At 74.4% G+C, this 13666-nt stretch carries 18 protein-coding genes; 9 read left to right on the top strand and 9 right to left on the bottom strand.

Translation table 11 applies throughout. The annotated features are described in order from the left end of the window. Positions 1-16 precede the first annotated feature (16 nt). Positions 17-919 carry a hypothetical protein gene (locus CXY01_RS03605; protein WP_146925702.1) on the top strand — a complete coding sequence of 301 codons (903 nt, stop codon included), beginning with the start codon at positions 17-19 and terminating at the stop codon, positions 917-919. A gap of 10 nt (positions 920-929) precedes the next feature. Here the strand turns inward: CXY01_RS03605 and CXY01_RS03600 are convergent, their stop codons facing one another. After that, complete coding sequence (locus CXY01_RS03600) at positions 930-2033, bottom strand: sensor histidine kinase (RefSeq protein WP_371862750.1); 1104 nt, start codon at positions 2031-2033, stop codon at positions 930-932. 10 nt (positions 2034-2043) lie between these two features. Beyond that, positions 2044-2712 (bottom strand): response regulator transcription factor, encoded by a 669-nt coding sequence (locus tag CXY01_RS03595; RefSeq protein ID WP_146925700.1) that lies wholly within the window; start codon positions 2710-2712, stop codon positions 2044-2046. Positions 2713-2799: 87 nt separating this feature from the next. Here CXY01_RS03595 and CXY01_RS03590 point away from each other — a divergent pair, with 87 nt between their 5' ends. After that, on the top strand, positions 2800-3441 hold the full coding sequence (locus CXY01_RS03590; RefSeq protein WP_146925699.1) for a M15 family metallopeptidase: 642 nt from the start codon (positions 2800-2802) through the stop codon (positions 3439-3441). Then, positions 3438-4073: a VanZ family protein gene (locus tag CXY01_RS03585; protein WP_146925698.1), complete on the top strand. Its 636-nt coding sequence runs from the start codon at positions 3438-3440 to the stop codon at positions 4071-4073. Before CXY01_RS03590 ends, CXY01_RS03585 begins: the two co-directional genes overlap by 4 nt. Here CXY01_RS03585 and CXY01_RS03580 read toward each other — a convergent pair. From CXY01_RS03580 to CXY01_RS03560, 5 genes are all read right to left on the bottom strand, one after another. Continuing rightward, positions 4029-4652, bottom strand: a complete 624-nt coding sequence (locus CXY01_RS03580) for a hypothetical protein (RefSeq protein ID WP_146925697.1) — start codon at positions 4650-4652, stop codon at positions 4029-4031. The two genes, CXY01_RS03585 and CXY01_RS03580, sit on opposite strands and share 45 nt — an antisense overlap. Then, complete coding sequence (locus CXY01_RS03575) at positions 4649-4927, bottom strand: hypothetical protein (protein ID WP_146925696.1); 279 nt, start codon at positions 4925-4927, stop codon at positions 4649-4651. Before CXY01_RS03575 ends, CXY01_RS03580 begins: the two co-directional genes overlap by 4 nt. Before the next feature lie 10 nt (positions 4928-4937). Then, positions 4938-6383: a hypothetical protein gene (locus tag CXY01_RS03570; RefSeq protein WP_146925695.1), complete on the bottom strand. Its 1446-nt coding sequence runs from the start codon at positions 6381-6383 to the stop codon at positions 4938-4940. Then, positions 6380-7219, bottom strand: a complete 840-nt coding sequence (locus CXY01_RS03565) for a hypothetical protein (RefSeq protein ID WP_146925694.1) — start codon at positions 7217-7219, stop codon at positions 6380-6382. Before CXY01_RS03565 ends, CXY01_RS03570 begins: the two co-directional genes overlap by 4 nt. A gap of 82 nt (positions 7220-7301) precedes the next feature. After that, positions 7302-7748, bottom strand: coding sequence for a DUF3093 family protein (locus CXY01_RS03560; protein ID WP_146925693.1), 447 nt, complete (start codon positions 7746-7748; stop codon positions 7302-7304). A 42-nt stretch (positions 7749-7790) separates the two neighbouring features. Here CXY01_RS03560 and CXY01_RS03555 point away from each other — a divergent pair, with 42 nt between their 5' ends. The 6 genes from CXY01_RS03555 (at position 7791) to CXY01_RS03530 (ending at position 12361) form a co-directional block, all read left to right on the top strand. Further along, complete coding sequence (locus tag CXY01_RS03555; protein ID WP_146925692.1) at positions 7791-8513, top strand: VOC family protein; 723 nt, start codon at positions 7791-7793, stop codon at positions 8511-8513. Positions 8514-8608: 95 nt separating this feature from the next. Then, positions 8609-9181 (top strand): hypothetical protein, encoded by a 573-nt coding sequence (locus CXY01_RS03550; protein WP_146925691.1) that lies wholly within the window; start codon positions 8609-8611, stop codon positions 9179-9181. A 144-nt stretch (positions 9182-9325) separates the two neighbouring features. After that, positions 9326-9700: a hypothetical protein gene (locus CXY01_RS03545; protein WP_146925690.1), complete on the top strand. Its 375-nt coding sequence runs from the start codon at positions 9326-9328 to the stop codon at positions 9698-9700. Positions 9701-9702: 2 nt separating this feature from the next. Continuing rightward, the gene (locus CXY01_RS03540; RefSeq protein WP_146925689.1) at positions 9703-10440 is read left to right on the top strand and encodes a hypothetical protein; all 738 of its coding nucleotides are present in this window, start codon (positions 9703-9705) and stop codon (positions 10438-10440) included. Continuing rightward, positions 10437-11978 carry a protein kinase domain-containing protein gene (locus tag CXY01_RS03535; RefSeq protein ID WP_146925688.1) on the top strand — a complete coding sequence of 514 codons (1542 nt, stop codon included), beginning with the start codon at positions 10437-10439 and terminating at the stop codon, positions 11976-11978. The genes CXY01_RS03540 and CXY01_RS03535 overlap by 4 nt, the downstream gene beginning before the upstream one ends. Positions 11979-11992: 14 nt before the next feature. Beyond that, positions 11993-12361: an HNH endonuclease gene (locus CXY01_RS03530; protein WP_222594478.1), complete on the top strand. Its 369-nt coding sequence runs from the start codon at positions 11993-11995 to the stop codon at positions 12359-12361. On the opposite strand, the gene CXY01_RS03525 is transcribed toward CXY01_RS03530, so the two are convergent. Together CXY01_RS03525 and CXY01_RS03520 are read right to left on the bottom strand one after the other, a co-directional pair. After that, entirely contained in the window at positions 12345-13160 is an 816-nt protein-coding gene (locus CXY01_RS03525; RefSeq protein WP_146925687.1) for a VOC family protein, read from the bottom strand. The genes CXY01_RS03530 and CXY01_RS03525 overlap by 17 nt on opposite strands. Positions 13161-13164: 4 nt before the next feature. Further along, positions 13165-13659, bottom strand: coding sequence for a GNAT family N-acetyltransferase (locus tag CXY01_RS03520; protein ID WP_246125004.1), 495 nt, complete (start codon positions 13657-13659; stop codon positions 13165-13167). Positions 13660-13666: the final 7 nt, after the last annotated feature.

Genomic DNA, 13666 nt, shown 5'->3' with positions numbered 1-13666 from the left:
GCGGGACCATCGCAGCATGGCCGCACAGCAGCTTCGGGGTTCATCCGACCCCTACCTCGCCCACGAGACGTACCGCCACCTGCGCCTGATGCTCGTCGCGCTGCCGGGACTGCTGCTCCTGGCGCTGGTCGGCGCGGCGTTCGCGTTCGGGCCGGGCTCGGTCCAGGGATCGATCAGCGCCTACTACCTCGGCCCCATGCGCGACGTGTTCGTGGGCTGCATGGTCGGCATCGCGGTGTGCCTCGTCGCCTATCGCGGCGAGGCGCTCGAGGACTACGCGCTCGACCTGGCGGGCTTCTACGCGCTCTTCGTCGCCTTCGTGCCCACCCAGCTGGCCGCGACCCTGGCGGAGCTGGAGACGGCGCAGGAGCGGGCGGAGGTGATCAGCTCGCTGCGGGTCACGATCGCCGCCGTCCTGCTGGTCACGCTCGCCTTCCTGGTCGCCGAGGCCGGGGAGAAGCGGCGGGCGTACGGCGAGCTCATGAAGAACACGGTGACCCGGTGGTTCTTCCGCCTCTCGACCGTGCTGGTGGTCGCCTTCCTCGTCCTGCTCGTGTGGCGGGCCGTCGAGGGGACCACGTTCGACAACGTCCACCTCGCCGCGACGGTCCTGCTCATCGTCAGCATGGCGACCGCCGTCGCCAGCTATGCGTGGCCCGGACCGACCGGTGCGTCGCGGCGGCCGCGTGCCGCCCGGTCCACACCGGGCGGCACGCGCACGTACGTGGTGATCTTCTGGCTCATGGTCGCCGGCATCGGCGTCTACGCCGCGTTCAGCCGGACCGACTACGCGGCCATCGTCACGGAGCTGTGGGAGCTCGGGCTGTTCATGGCGTTCTGGTTCATCCAGACCCGCGAGAAGTGGGACCCGCCGGTGACGCCGGCGGCGGCCGCGCGGGACGTGCGGATCGAGTCCTGACGCGACCGGGTCAGCGGTCGGTCCGCGGTGGTGCGGCGGGCAGGCGGACGACCACGCGCAGGCCGCCGTCGGCGCGGGGCGAGAGGGCGAGGTGCCCGTCGTGCGCCCGGACGATGCTCTCGACGATCGCGAGGCCGAGACCGACACCCGCCTGGTCGCCGTGCACGCGGGCGGTGCCGCGCTGGAACGGCTCGGTGAACGTCGGCACGCGTTCCGGGTCGAGCACCTCGCCGGTGTTCTCGACCGTGACCACGACCGACCCCTTCAGCGCCGCGGTGCGGACCTGCACCGCTCCGCCCGACGGGAGGTTGTGCACGATCGCGTTGTGCACCAGGTTCGTGATCATCTGCAGCAGCAGCGCCCGCGAGCCGACCGCCGGCGTGACGTCGCCCGAGGTCTCCAGGCTGACGCCGCGCCGCTCGGCGGAGGCGAGCAGCGTCTCGGTGGCCTCCTCCGCCAGGAGCGACAGGTCGACCCGCTCGCGCAGGAAGGACCGCTGGTCGGCGCGGCTGAGCAGGAGCAGCTCCTCGGTGAGGTCGATCGCCCGGGCGTTGACGGCGTGGAGGCGGTCGACGAGCTCGCGCGGGTCGTCCGGTGGGTCCTGCCGGGCCACGTCGAGGAGCGCCTGGCTGGTCGCCAGCGGGGTCCGCAGCTCGTGCGAGGCGTTGGCCGCGAACCGGCGCTGCTGGGCGACGTGCACCTCGAGCCGGTCGAGCATCACGTCGAAGGCGTCGGCGAGCTCGCGGAACTCGTCCTGGCGTCCCGGCAGCGCGATCCGGTGCGAGAGCGAGCCGCTCCCGGCCGTGCGGCTCGCCTCCGTGATGCGCTGCAGGGGTGCGAGCATGCGGCCGGCGAGGAGCCACCCGCCGGCCAGCCCGAACAGCAGCAGGAAGCCCAGCGCCAGGGCCGCCTTCGGTGCGAAGGCGCGCCACAGGTCGGAGCGACCGGGGATGAAGAGCCCCGGGCCGCCGCCGGGCACGGCATCACCCGAGACGGTGACCGCCTGCTCGGGGACGTACCGCAGGAGGAAGACCCACACGACCGCGATCAGCAGGGCCCCCGCCACCATGAGGAACGCGGCGTAGCTCAGGGCGAGCCGGAGGCGGACGCTCAGGCCCGGTTCCCTAGTCACGCTCGTCACCGATGCGGTACCCGGCGCCCGCGACGGTGGCGATGAGCCAGGGTTCGCCGAGCCGTTTGCGCAGCGCCGAGACGGTGATCCGCACCGCGTTGGTGAACGGGTCGGCGTTCTCGTCCCACGCCCGCTCCAGCAGCTCCTCGGCACTGACCACGCCACCGTCGGCCGCGACGAGGACCTCGAGGACGGCGAACTGCTTGCGGGTCAGCGGGACGTAGCGGCCGTCGCGGTAGACCTCGCGACGGAACGGGTCCAGGCGCAGGCCCGCGATCTCGTGCACGGGCGGCCGGTGGTGCGCCCGGCGCCGGTCCAGCGCGCGGAGCCGGAGCACGAGCTCGCGCATGTCGAAGGGCTTGGTCAGGTAGTCGTCGGCACCGAGCCCGAACCCGGACGCCAGGTCGTCGAGCTGGTCGGCCGCGGTCAGCATGAGGATCGGCGTCCCGCGCCCGGACGCGACGATGTGCGCGGCGACGTCGTCACCGGACGGGCCCGGGATGTCGCGGTCGAGCACGGCGAGGTCGTAGGCGTGCACACCGAACAGCTCGAGCGCCGCGTCCCCGTCGCCGGCGATGTCCGCAGCGATGGCCTCGAGGCGCAGACCGTCGCGGATGGCCTGCGCCAGGTAGGGCTCGTCCTCGACGATCAGCACGCGCATCCTCCGGACTCTACGAGCCGCCACCTATCGTCGGGATATCGAGATCCGCATACGCCCCGGCAACACCCGCTCGCGTTGGCTGGGGTCATGTCTTCTCCTCCACGAAAGCGGACCCGCTCCGCCGTCGCCGTCCTCGCGCTCGCCGCGGTGGGGGTGGCCGCGGGAGTCGGGCTCCTCGACGACCAGCCGTCGGCGGCGTCCGTCGTCTCGGCGACACCGGGCCGTCCGACCCCTCCCGGAGCACCGCCCCACGACCCCGCCACCGGCCCGGGCACGGGCCTCGGCGCCGACGGCAGCGTCCCGGACGGCGTGACCGTCTTCGACGAGGTCCCCGCGGTGGCGAACCTCGACGCCGCCCTGCTCGACGCCGTCCGCCGGGCCGCGACCGACGCCGCCGGCGCGGGGGTCACGTTCGAGGTCAACAGCGGCTGGCGGTCGGCCGAGTACCAGGAGCGGCTGCTGCGCGACGCGGTCACCCAGTACGGCTCGGCGCAGGAGGCTGCCCGCTGGGTCGCGACGGCGGGCACGTCGCCGCACGTGCAGGGCGACGCGATCGACGTGGGCCCGTGGGCGGCCATGGACTGGCTCGCGCAGCACGGCGCCGCGTACGGGCTGTGCCAGATCTACGCCAACGAGCCGTGGCACTACGAGCTGCGTCCGGACGCCGTCGGCAGCGACTGTCCCGCCCAGTACACCGACCCGACGCAGGACCCGAGGATGCAGCAGTGACCAGCACGGCTCCGGCCGTCGTCGCGACGGCCCCGGCCCACCGGTCCGCCGGGGTCTCGGGGCTCTTCGTTGTCTACCTCGCGCTGCTCGTCTGGGCCGTCCTCTGGAAGCTCGAGGCCCCGTGGGTCGGCGTGGCGGGCGAGCGCATCGTCAAGCTCGTCCCGTTCGTCGCGACGAGCGGCGCCGGTGCCAGCAGCCGGTCCGACGTCGTCGCCAACGTCGCGCTCTTCGTCCCGTTCGGCCTCTACCTCGGCCTGCTCGCGCCGGCGTGGCGGTGGTGGAAGGTCGCCGCCGCGGCGGGTGCGGCGAGCATGGCGCTGGAGGTCGCCCAGTACGTGCTGGCCGTCGGGAGCTCCGACCTCACGGACGTCGTCGTCAACACCGCCGGCGCCCTGGTCGGTCTCGGCCTGCTCGCCCTGGCACGCCGGCGGTACCGGGAGCGGACCGTGCTCGCGATGACGCGGGCCTGCGCCGTCGGGACGGTGCTCGCGCTGCTCGTGGGTGCGCTCGTCGTCGCCTCCCCGCTGCGGTACGCGGCGCCGGAGGACGTCCGGTGCGACCGCGTCTCCGGGCGCTGCGCGCCGCCGCTAGAGGAACTCGAGCCGCGCGATGCGCTGGGCCTTGGGCAGTAGCCCCTTGTGCACCTGGTCCAGCACCCACAGCACGGGCATCACGACCTCGGCGAGCCCGGCCTGCTCCTGCCACGACACGGTCGGCGGCCCGGCGGGTGAGCGCGGGTGCCCGGGGACCGGCCGCAGCGTGTGGGTGACGACGGGGGACCGGTCGCCGTCGCGCGTGAGCTCCATGCGGTCCGCGATCAGCGTGCCGGCCGGCCGCCAGCGCCAGACCTTGTCCTGGGGGCCGTCCACCTGGAACGCCCACCGGTCGCGGCCGCTGCGTTCCCGGGTGACGTCGACCGTGTCGCCCAGGACCGTCAGCGGCATCACCGTGTAGTCCCAGACGAAGGTGTCCTGACCCGTGCTCACGCCCTCCGCCGTGCCGGACGCCACCTCGCGCCCGGCCACCGAGCAGGCCAGCACGCGCCCCGCCCGCCAGTGGACGTCGACGCGGTGGCCGGCGACCTCCAGGTCGCACCGGTGCACGTGCGGCGTCGCCGCGGGCGTGCGGGCGAGCTCCAGATGGGTCAGGGCGTCGACGACCTCGACCGTCCCGGCGACCCCCAGAGGTGCCCAGACGTCGAGCGCGGTCACCGCGGGACGGTGTTCTGGGCGTCGCGCGCGTCCTGCTCGCGCTGCGCCGCCCTGCCCGCCTCGCCGCGCACGCGGGACGCCTCCTCGCGCAGGTTGCCTGCCGACGTGCGCGCGGCGCTGCGCCACTGGTCGAGGGCGCCCCGCACGTCGTTCGCGTTGGCGCAGTCCCACTCGGGCGTGCGCGGCACGCCCCACGCGACGTCGACGCAGGTCTCGACGTCGGCGGCGAGCGCGTCGAGGTCCCGGGCCTTGGCGTACAGGTCCTCCGAGGTCATCGGGTCCTCCCTAGAACCAGTTCATGGGGTTGAGGTCGGACTCCTTGATGTCGTCCAGCCGGTCGCCGGCCCAGTCGGCCGCGTCGTCCGCCCGGTCGCCCACCCAGTCCGCGGCGTCGTCGACCGCGGCGGTGATGTCGTCCCAGTGCTCGACGACCTCCGCCCCGGCCCACACCAGACCCGTGACGGCGACGAGACCGATCGTCACCGGGTTCGGCGCGATGAGCGCGGCGGTCATGGAGGCGTTGAAGGCGGTCTCGGCGTACTCGCCGATGACGTGCGCCTTGCCCTCCGTGCCGCCGTTCTCCCAGAGGTCGGCGTTCTCGTCCCAGTTGTTGACCAGACCGACCACGCCGTCGACCGTGGCCAGCCCGCTGCCGGCGACGCCCAGGACGCGCAGCGCACCGGCGCTGGACGCCATGGTGCGCCACCCGGACTGGTTGGCCATGGTCAGCAGGTTGCCCGCACCGCGCCCGTACGTGATGCCGGTCGCCGTGTTGGTCCACGGCCGCCCGAAGACGTTGTTGCCCCAGCCGGCGAGCCGCGTGGCCAGCTGCCCGGTGCTCGTCGTGCCCAGGACCGACGAGACCCACGAGGTCGCGGCCACCCCCGGGCGGGACGTGAGCATCTTGGCGAGCAGGGTCGGCTTGACCTGGCCGGCCACCTCGTAGGGCTTGACCGCCTGGGAGGTCCGCAGCACCCACGAGTCGAAGTCCTCGACCGTGGACGCGGTGCGCAGCAGCAGCTTCTGCGTGAGGTTCGGGACGAACGCGCCGGGCCGGGTGAACTGCGTCTTGGCGTTGATGTAGTTGGAGTCGGCGGCGTTGAGCGCGCCGCTGAGCCAGTTGGCCACGCCGGGCCGGCCGGACGCCACCAGGGCGTTGAGACCGGGGTCGACGATGCCGCGCTGCGCCAGCCACCGGACCATCGCGGGCCCGCCCTTGAGGATGATCTGGGACACCGCCGCCGTGGTGCCCGCGCTGGCGACGACGAGGTTCTGGACGTCGTTGTAGGCGTCGACGAGCTTCTCGGCCTGCTCGGCGTCGCTCATGCCGGTGAGCTTCTGCAGCGCCCGGGCCTGGAGCTCCTCGAACCACTCGCTCAGGTTGGCCGGGTCACCCGTCCAGGCGTCCGCGGGCGTGCCGGTGACCTCGAGCGCGAGCGCGGCCTCCTCGATGCGCATCGACTGGCCGGCGATGTCCAGCGCCTGCTGACCCGACATGCGCACCCCGGCGAACGTGGGGTTCGCCTGGGCCATCTGCTCCAGGACGCCGATGCGGGCCTGCAGGTCCCGTGCGGTGTCCGTCGCCCACTCCTGCGCGCCGCGCAGGCCGGCGACATCCGGACCGGCACCCAGCTGGTCGGCGCGCGAGAGGAGGGCCGGAAGGGCGTACGACAGGTCGTCCAGCGCGATGACGGTCGCGGCCAGGACGTCCTTGTCGACCTTGACGGTCACGGTGCCGGGACCCGGTCGAGCACCGCCCGCAGGTCCGCCGACGACGGGAGCAGGCCGGCGAGCAGCCGCCACGCCTCGCCGCCGGTGACCGGACGGAACCGCGCCTCGGTGTCCGGGGTGATGTCCTCGGCGCGCAGCGGCTCGGCAGGCTGCTCGCGCACCCAGTACCCGCCCGGTCCGCAGTCCCACAGCACCAGGCCCCGGGCGTCCGTCTCGATGTCCGGGCCCCACACCAGGGTCACGCGGGCGGTCGACTCCAGGAACGACAGGGTCGCCATCAGCATCGTGCGGTCCTGCTCGGCGATGTCGCCGCCGAAGAACCGCTCCAGCTGGGCGGTCGCCACGATCCGGGTGGGCTCCCACGCGTCCTCGGACAGCGCCATCGTCTGCACGACCGCGTCGATGGCCCGCAGCGGCACCGTGAACGGCGTCGCCACCGGCGGCACCTCACGCCGTCGCAGCCCGACCAGCCGCGCGAGGACCCAGAGGATCTGCGGCAGCTCGTCCTGGCAGTAGACGGTCGACTGCGGCGCCGCGTCGCCCTGGGGCCACGGGTCGGTGTACCAGACGGTCTCCTCCCGGACGGCCAGCAGCGCGCTCACCGCGCCCTGGGGACCGGCGGTCTCGACGGCGCACTCGATCATCGGCTCCGAGACGGTGCGCACCAGGTCCAGCACGAGGGGCGCGATGTCGCCGTCGGCGGTCACGATGCCCGCGTCCACGAGTCCCCGCCGAGCCTCGTCGGCGACCGGCTCGTCGTTGTGCACCAGCCGCAGCGTCTCGAACTCGTCGTCGCTCAGCGAGATCCGTCGTCGCACCACATCCAGCTGCGCCATGCTCAAGATCTCCTCGGGGAGGGGTCGGTTCCGGGCGAAACCTTACCGGGGCGTGCCGCCGCCCCGGGGTAGGCCGAACGGGTCAGCGCGCGTCCGCGCGGAACGGTGCCAGGACCTCGTCGAGGGCGGCCCGCAGCGCCTCGGGGTCCTTCGCCTGGACCAGCTTCGTCCCGCCGTCGCGCATGGTGAGCCCGACGACGTGCGTGCCCATCGCCTGCGCGTAGGCGCCGCCGATGATCTTGCCGGACAGGGCGTCGCCCGGCTTCGAGACGCCCCACGGGTGGATGTCGGCGAGCGGCACGCGCGCGCGTCCGACGCGCAGCAGGGTGTCCGTGAGCGTGATGTTGCCGTACCGGCCGGTGCTCCACATCGTGATGGCCGCGATGACGCCGAGCATGCCCACGATCGTCGTGGGCATCCACGGGGAGGACGTGTCGACGAGGAAGAGGCCGAGCCACGCGACGACGCAGATGCCGAGCAGGATCAGCCACGCGCGCCGGCTGGGGGAGCGTTCCTGGTACCGGATCACCTGGGCATCCTAGGACGTCCCGGGCGTGGCTACCGTGGCTCCATGTACCTGGAGAACCTGGTCCTCGACGCCGTCGACCCGCAGCGGGTCGGCCGGTTCTGGGAGGCCGTCGTCGGCGGGGAGACGCTGACGGACGAGCCCGACGCCTTCGAGACGCGGCTGGCCGTCGACGGCGGACCGGTGCTCGACCTGTGCTTCCAGCGCGTCCCCGAGGCGCCCACGGAACCGCTCCGGCTGCACCTGGACCTGCGGGGCGGGCCCCGGCAGGCCGAGGAGGTGGACCGGCTGCTCGGGCTGGGCGCGCGACGGCTCGACATCGGTCAGGGCGACGTGCCGTGGGTGGTGCTCGCCGACCCGGAGGGCAACCCGTGCTGCGTCATGGACGACCGGTCGGAGTACACGGACACCGGACCCGTCGCCGCGCTGCCGCTCGACTCCGCGGACCCGGACCGGGACGCGGAGCTCTGGTCCTGGCTGACCGGGTGGACCGACGCGCCCGGCTCCGCACCGCGCACCCTGCGGCACCCGTCGCGTCGGGGTCCCCTGCTCGACCTGTGGCACGAGCCGGCGGCCAAGGGACCGGCGAAGAACCGGCTGCACCTCGACATCCGGCTCGAGGCGGGGGACGACCCCGACGAGGTCGCCGCGGGCATCGCCGACCGCGGGGGCCGCGAGCTGCACCCGGAGTGGGCCGTCGGCCTGCCGTGGCGGATCTACACGGACCCGTCGGGCAACGAGCTGTGCGTGCTGCCGGCGCGCACCTGAGCCACCGGCCGCCGAACGGGTGACGCAGGCGTCCCTCCGGTCACGACACCGCAACGGGCCGACCGAGCGGCCTGCGACCGCCGTACGGTGCGCTCATGCCGACGCCGCGCCGGGCACGCCTCCGACCGCTCGCGGTCGCGTTCGTGCTCGTCGTGGGCGCGGGTGCTGCCGTGGCGACCTCACCCGGGACGCCCGCGTGCCCGGACCCGCCCGAGGCGGGGGTCGTCGGCGAGTTCTACGGTCCGCAGGACCGCGACTCCTCGATGACGCGCCTGGCGTCGCCGTCGGCGTTCCGCGCCGGCAGGTTCGGGGTGTGGCGGACCCAGGTGAGCGCCCCGGGCTGTCTCACCGCCGACGACGTGACGGTCCCCGTCCGGGTGAGCCTGGAGCTCGACGAGCGCGATCCCGGTCCGCTGCCCGAGGCCGCGCTGCGGACGTTCACCGTGACCGACGGGCAGGGGCGGACGTGGTCGCCGCGGGAGGTCAGCACGCGCGAGCGCCAGCCCCCGTCCTCGGAGGGCGGCCAGCCGTACCGCTCCTACGCCCACCTCGTGTTCGACCTGCCGCTCGACGTGTCGACCCCGGTCACGCTCGGGCTGGGCGACCTCGGCGACGCCGGCACCGACACGGTCTCGCTCGACGAGGACGCCGCCGCGCCGACCGGGTGACCCGACGGCGCAGCCGGCTCTGTGCGCCCGTGGGCGAGCCCATCCCGCCCGATGCACCCGGTATGTCCGTATCAGCCAATCGTGACGCCTGCTCCTCCTCTGCGAACGGCCCGGTCCGGGTCGTCCCACTCTGGAGGGGGAGCCATGGGTTTCTACGTGAAGGACCTGTACGTGCAGCGCGTGCCGAAGTTCCGGTGGCACGACAAGCTGACCAACCCGCCGACGGTCCCGGAGACGTCGCCGATCATCGAGATCGCGGCACTGTCGCCGCAGATCGCCCAGGTGCGTGCCGCCGGCGGCGGGGGCGGCGCCTTCCTGCCCGCCGACGACATGACGCTCTACACCGTGCCGTCGTGGCTCACGCCGATCATCAACCCGGCACGCCACCTCTCGGAGGTCGACCTGCACACCGTGCGGGAGAGCCTCGCGGTGACCCTGAAGGCCGTCGATCAGCAGATCGAGGGGCTGCAGGGCACGGCCGAGGACATCGAGTACGCGACGTCCGTCCTCAAGGGCTGACCATGTCGCAGCCGTCCGGCGACCGCCTCGCCCAGATGACCCGCACGCTGGTCGTCCGTGCCGCGGCGCTCGCCGGACGGGCGCGACCCGACGAGCTGGCGGCCGTCCTGTACCGGTCCGGGGGAAGCGCCCCCGACCCTCGGCAGGACCCGCGCTGGCCGCACCACCTGGCCCACCTGGCCGAGCGGTCCGCACCCGGGACCGAGCGGTACGAGCGGTCCCGCGCCGAGCACTGGAACGGCTGGACCACCCCGGGGGTCGAGACCACCGCGCAGGTGCACAAGGTCTACGTGAGCCCGACCGTGCCTGGCCTGGCCACCGTGCTGCCCGTGGTGTTCGCGACCGCGGCGGCCCTCGACGTGCCGTCGTGGAAGGTCGGAGCCGACGCGGCGGGACTGCACCGCGCGGACAAGATCGTGCTCTACCTCCCGTCGGCATCCCGCGCCGACACCGTCGCGGCGGCGCTCGCGGACCTCCTCGACGGGTGCTCCGCACAGGGGGTGCCGTTCACCGGCCAGGTCGGCGCGACGGGCATCGTGTCCCGGGGCCAGGACCGGCCGGGGGAGAGCTGGCGCGCGGTCGTCTGCCGCGCGGTGGCCGACGCGCTGGACGAGCACCGCGCGCGGCTGGGTCCCGCCGCCGCCGCAGAGGCCGTCGCAGGGGCGGCGCTGGACGCGCTCGCGGACGCCTACGACGTGGTGACGTGGCGCCCCGGCACCCGCGAGCAGGTGCCGGCGTGACCGCGACCGAGGTGCGGTACCTGCTGCACCCCGACGTCGAGACGGTGCCCCTGGCCGACCAGGACGAGGTGCTCGTCGCGCGCCGCGGCAGCCGCGTCCCGCCGCAGCTGGTCTCGGGCGACGCGATGGCCCTGCTGAACCGCTTCCGGGAGCCGTCGACGCTGGTGGAGGCAGTCCTGGCGTACAGCGCGGACGTCGGCGCCGACCCGATGGCCACGCTCGACGAGGCGTTCGGCGTCCTGGTCGCCCTGACCCGCACCGACGTCCTCGTCGCGGACGGCACGGCGCCCGCACAGACCTTGGAGGACCGGCACCGGGTCGGGGAGGCGGTCGGGCCGGCGACGATCACCGGACGCATCCGGGTCCTGCGGGACAGCGAGATCTGGCGCGGGGTGCTGGCGGACGGTGCGCGGGTCGTCGTGAAGGTCGTCGACGACCCCGTCCACGGCCCGGGCCTGGTGTCCCGTGAGCTCGCCGCTCTGAACCGGCTCGACGGCCATGCCGCGCCACGGCTCGTGTGGCACCACCGGACCGCGACCGGGGGGACGCTCGTGCTCGACGAGGTCGACGGCGACCCCGCCGACCTGGCGACGCTCGTGGTCGACGCCGACGGGCGCCGGCGGATCGCGTCCGCCGTGCTCGACGCGTACGTCGACCTGCACGGGCGCGGCGTCCTGCACGGCGACGTCCACCCGGGGAACGTGCTCGTCGGCCCCGACGGCGCCGTGACGCTGGTCGACTTCGGGCTGGCGGGCAGCGCGAGCGCGCCACCCCCGCGCGCCGGTGGCGGCGAGTACCTCGACCCGGCCGCCGCCGCGGCGCTGCGGGCGGGGACCCCGCCCCCCGCGCTGGACGCGACCGCCGAGCAGTACGCCGTGGCAGCGGTGGTCTACCGGCTCCTCACCGGCGAGGCCCCGCACGACCTGGCGTGCGAGCGCGACGAGGCCCTGCGCCGGATCGTCCAGGAGCGGCCCCGGCCCTTCGTCACCGTCGGCGCGACGCCCTGGCCGGCCGGCGAGCGCGTGCTGCGGCGCGCGCTGTCCGCCGACCCCGGACGCCGGTACCGCTCCGTGCGGGCGCTGCGCGACGCGTTCGTCGGGGCAGCCGTCGTCCCGAGCCCGAACCCTCCTGACCTGGGTGACGTCCTCGCCGCGCTCGACGTCACCGGGTCGGTGTGGGCCACGGCGGACGACGCCCGGGCGACGCATGTCGCATGGTTCGCCGCCCGGGTCGCGACCCTCACGGGCGACCCGTTGGCGCACGACCTGGCGCTCGTCTGGGCGAGCCGCTGCGGGCACGTCTCGCCACCCGCGCCGCACCCGCACAGCCCGCTCGCCCGCGCCCACCGCGCCCTCGCCACGTACGCGCGCACCGGCCGGCCCGCACCGCTGCGCGTCGCCCGGGACATCGCCGTCCGGCTGAGCACCGGGGGCGCCGAGCCGGTGGACGTCCTGACGGGTGGGTGGGCCGGCCTGCTCCTCGCGCTCGAGTGCGACCGACCCGCCCTCGCGCTTGCGCCGGGGACCGCCGGCGAGTGACTAGCGTGGCGCTCATGCCGGCCAAGGGAACGCGCCAGGCGCGGTACGCGGCGCGTCGCAGGCGTCGCATGGCCGCCGTCGAGCACGACCTGCTCCCCGAGCAGTGGGCCGCGCTGACCGCGGCCTGGGGCGGCTGCGCGTACTGCGGGGTCACCGGCACGCCGCTGCAGCGCGACTGCGTCCTGCCGATCTCGCGCGGCGGCCGCTACACGCTGGACAACATCGCGCCCGCCTGCGGCTCCTGCAACGCGAGCAAGTGCAACGACGAGGTCACCGGCTGGCTGCGCCGCAAGCGGCTCGACGAGCGGGCGTTCCTGGAGAAGCACGTGCAGGTCCAGCGGGAGCTGGCGCAGCGGTTCGCGCCCGTCACTCCGGCGGGGTGAACTGGCTGACGGTGAAGACCGCGCCCTGCGGGTCCCGGACCGTCGCCGTGCGCGCCCACTGCGACTCCTCGACCGCGAGCACCTCGCCGCCGTTCTCGGTGACCAGCGCCGCGGTGGCGTCCCGGTCGGCGACCGCGAAGGTCACGTGCCAGTGCGGCGGCTCACCCTCCTCGGCGGGCGCCACCCAGCCGATCGCGTCCGCGAACCCGGGCGGGACGGACACGCTGGCCTGCCGCTCGCGGATGTCCGGGTCGGTGGTGGCGGCCAGGTGGTCGCCGTACCCGGGTACGCGGATCATCGTGGCGAACCACGCGTCGGTGATCTCCCACCCGAAGACCGTCTCGTAGAACCCGGTCGCCGGGTCGTCGGCGTGCAGGTCGCTGAAGTTCCAGGCGCCGGGGGCGTTGACCACCTGCGCTCCCAGCCGCCGGTTCGCCTGCCACAGCCGCAGGACCGCCCCGGTGGGGTCGGCGAGCTCGGCCCAGGTCCCGCCCTCACCGGCCACGGTCGGTCCGGCGGTGACGGTCCCGCCGGCGGCGGCCACCGCGTCGAGGACGGGCTGCAGGTCGTCGACGGAGACATAGGTCTGCCAGCCGGGCCCGTCCGGGGTCCCGCTGCCGATGCCCGCCGCGTCGAGCCCGTCCACCTGCGCGACGACGTACCGGGACGGTGCGTCCGGCGGCGCCGCGTCGTGGAACGTCCACCCCAGTACGGCTCCGTAGAACGCCGTCGCCGCGTCGACGTCCGCCTGCTCCAGGTCCACCCAGGACGTCACGCCGTGGGGATAGGTCCGCTGCATCCCCCTACGGTAGGGAGCGCTCCAGCAGCGTGCACGAGAACTCGGCGAAGTCGCGCTGCCCGACCGCCCGGAACCCGTGCCCCTCGTAGTAGGTGCGCAGGACGGGGTTGGTGGTCCGGCAGTCCAGCCGGAACAGACCCACCCCCGCGTCGCCCCCGCGGGCGGCCGCCCAGTCGAGCAGCGTGGTGCCCAGTCCCTGGCCGGCCGCGCGACGGTCGACCATCAGGCCGTGCACGTAGACCGCCGGGGTGTGGTCGTCGCCCCAGAAGTCGGGGTCGGTCCACAGCAGCCGGACCGTGCCCACCAGCCCGAGCCGGTCGTCGAGCACGACCCACCACTCGCCGGCGTCGACCTGCGCGGCGATGCGCTCCCGGGTGAGCGACCCTCGCGGCCACTGCACCGTGCCGTGCTCCGCCATCCAGTCCTCCAGGGACCGGCGCAGCGCGTGGATGTCGTCGACGTCGGCCGGGGTGGCGGCCCGCGGGGGGTCGAAGGTCACCAGACGA

The organism is Cellulomonas xylanilytica, assembly GCF_007989805.1.
Lineage (GTDB): Bacteria > Actinomycetota > Actinomycetes > Actinomycetales > Cellulomonadaceae > Cellulomonas > Cellulomonas xylanilytica.
Note: the sequence above shows the minus strand (reverse complement) of the source record. Positions and strands in the feature narration are given on the sequence as shown.

Excerpts from the sequence above, each read along its gene's own strand:
- CXY01_RS03595 (WP_146925700.1), bottom strand. The coding sequence starts at position 2,712 with ATGCGCGTGCTGATCGTCGAGGACGAGCCCTACCTGGCGCAGGCCATC.
- CXY01_RS03565 (WP_146925694.1), bottom strand. The coding sequence starts at position 7,219 with ATGGCGCAGCTGGATGTGGTGCGACGACGGATCTCGCTGAGCGACGAC.
- CXY01_RS03550 (WP_146925691.1), top strand. The coding sequence starts at position 8,609 with ATGCCGACGCCGCGCCGGGCACGCCTCCGACCGCTCGCGGTCGCGTTC.
- CXY01_RS03525 (WP_146925687.1), bottom strand. The coding sequence starts at position 13,160 with ATGCAGCGGACCTATCCCCACGGCGTGACGTCCTGGGTGGACCTGGAG.
- CXY01_RS03590 (WP_146925699.1), top strand. The coding sequence starts at position 2,800 with ATGTCTTCTCCTCCACGAAAGCGGACCCGCTCCGCCGTCGCCGTCCTC.
- CXY01_RS03530 (WP_222594478.1), top strand. The coding sequence starts at position 11,993 with ATGCCGGCCAAGGGAACGCGCCAGGCGCGGTACGCGGCGCGTCGCAGG.
- CXY01_RS03605 (WP_146925702.1), top strand. The coding sequence starts at position 17 with ATGGCCGCACAGCAGCTTCGGGGTTCATCCGACCCCTACCTCGCCCAC.
- CXY01_RS03545 (WP_146925690.1), top strand. The coding sequence starts at position 9,326 with ATGGGTTTCTACGTGAAGGACCTGTACGTGCAGCGCGTGCCGAAGTTC.
- CXY01_RS03540 (WP_146925689.1), top strand. The coding sequence starts at position 9,703 with ATGTCGCAGCCGTCCGGCGACCGCCTCGCCCAGATGACCCGCACGCTG.
- CXY01_RS03555 (WP_146925692.1), top strand. The coding sequence starts at position 7,791 with ATGTACCTGGAGAACCTGGTCCTCGACGCCGTCGACCCGCAGCGGGTC.
- CXY01_RS03575 (WP_146925696.1), bottom strand. The coding sequence starts at position 4,927 with ATGACCTCGGAGGACCTGTACGCCAAGGCCCGGGACCTCGACGCGCTC.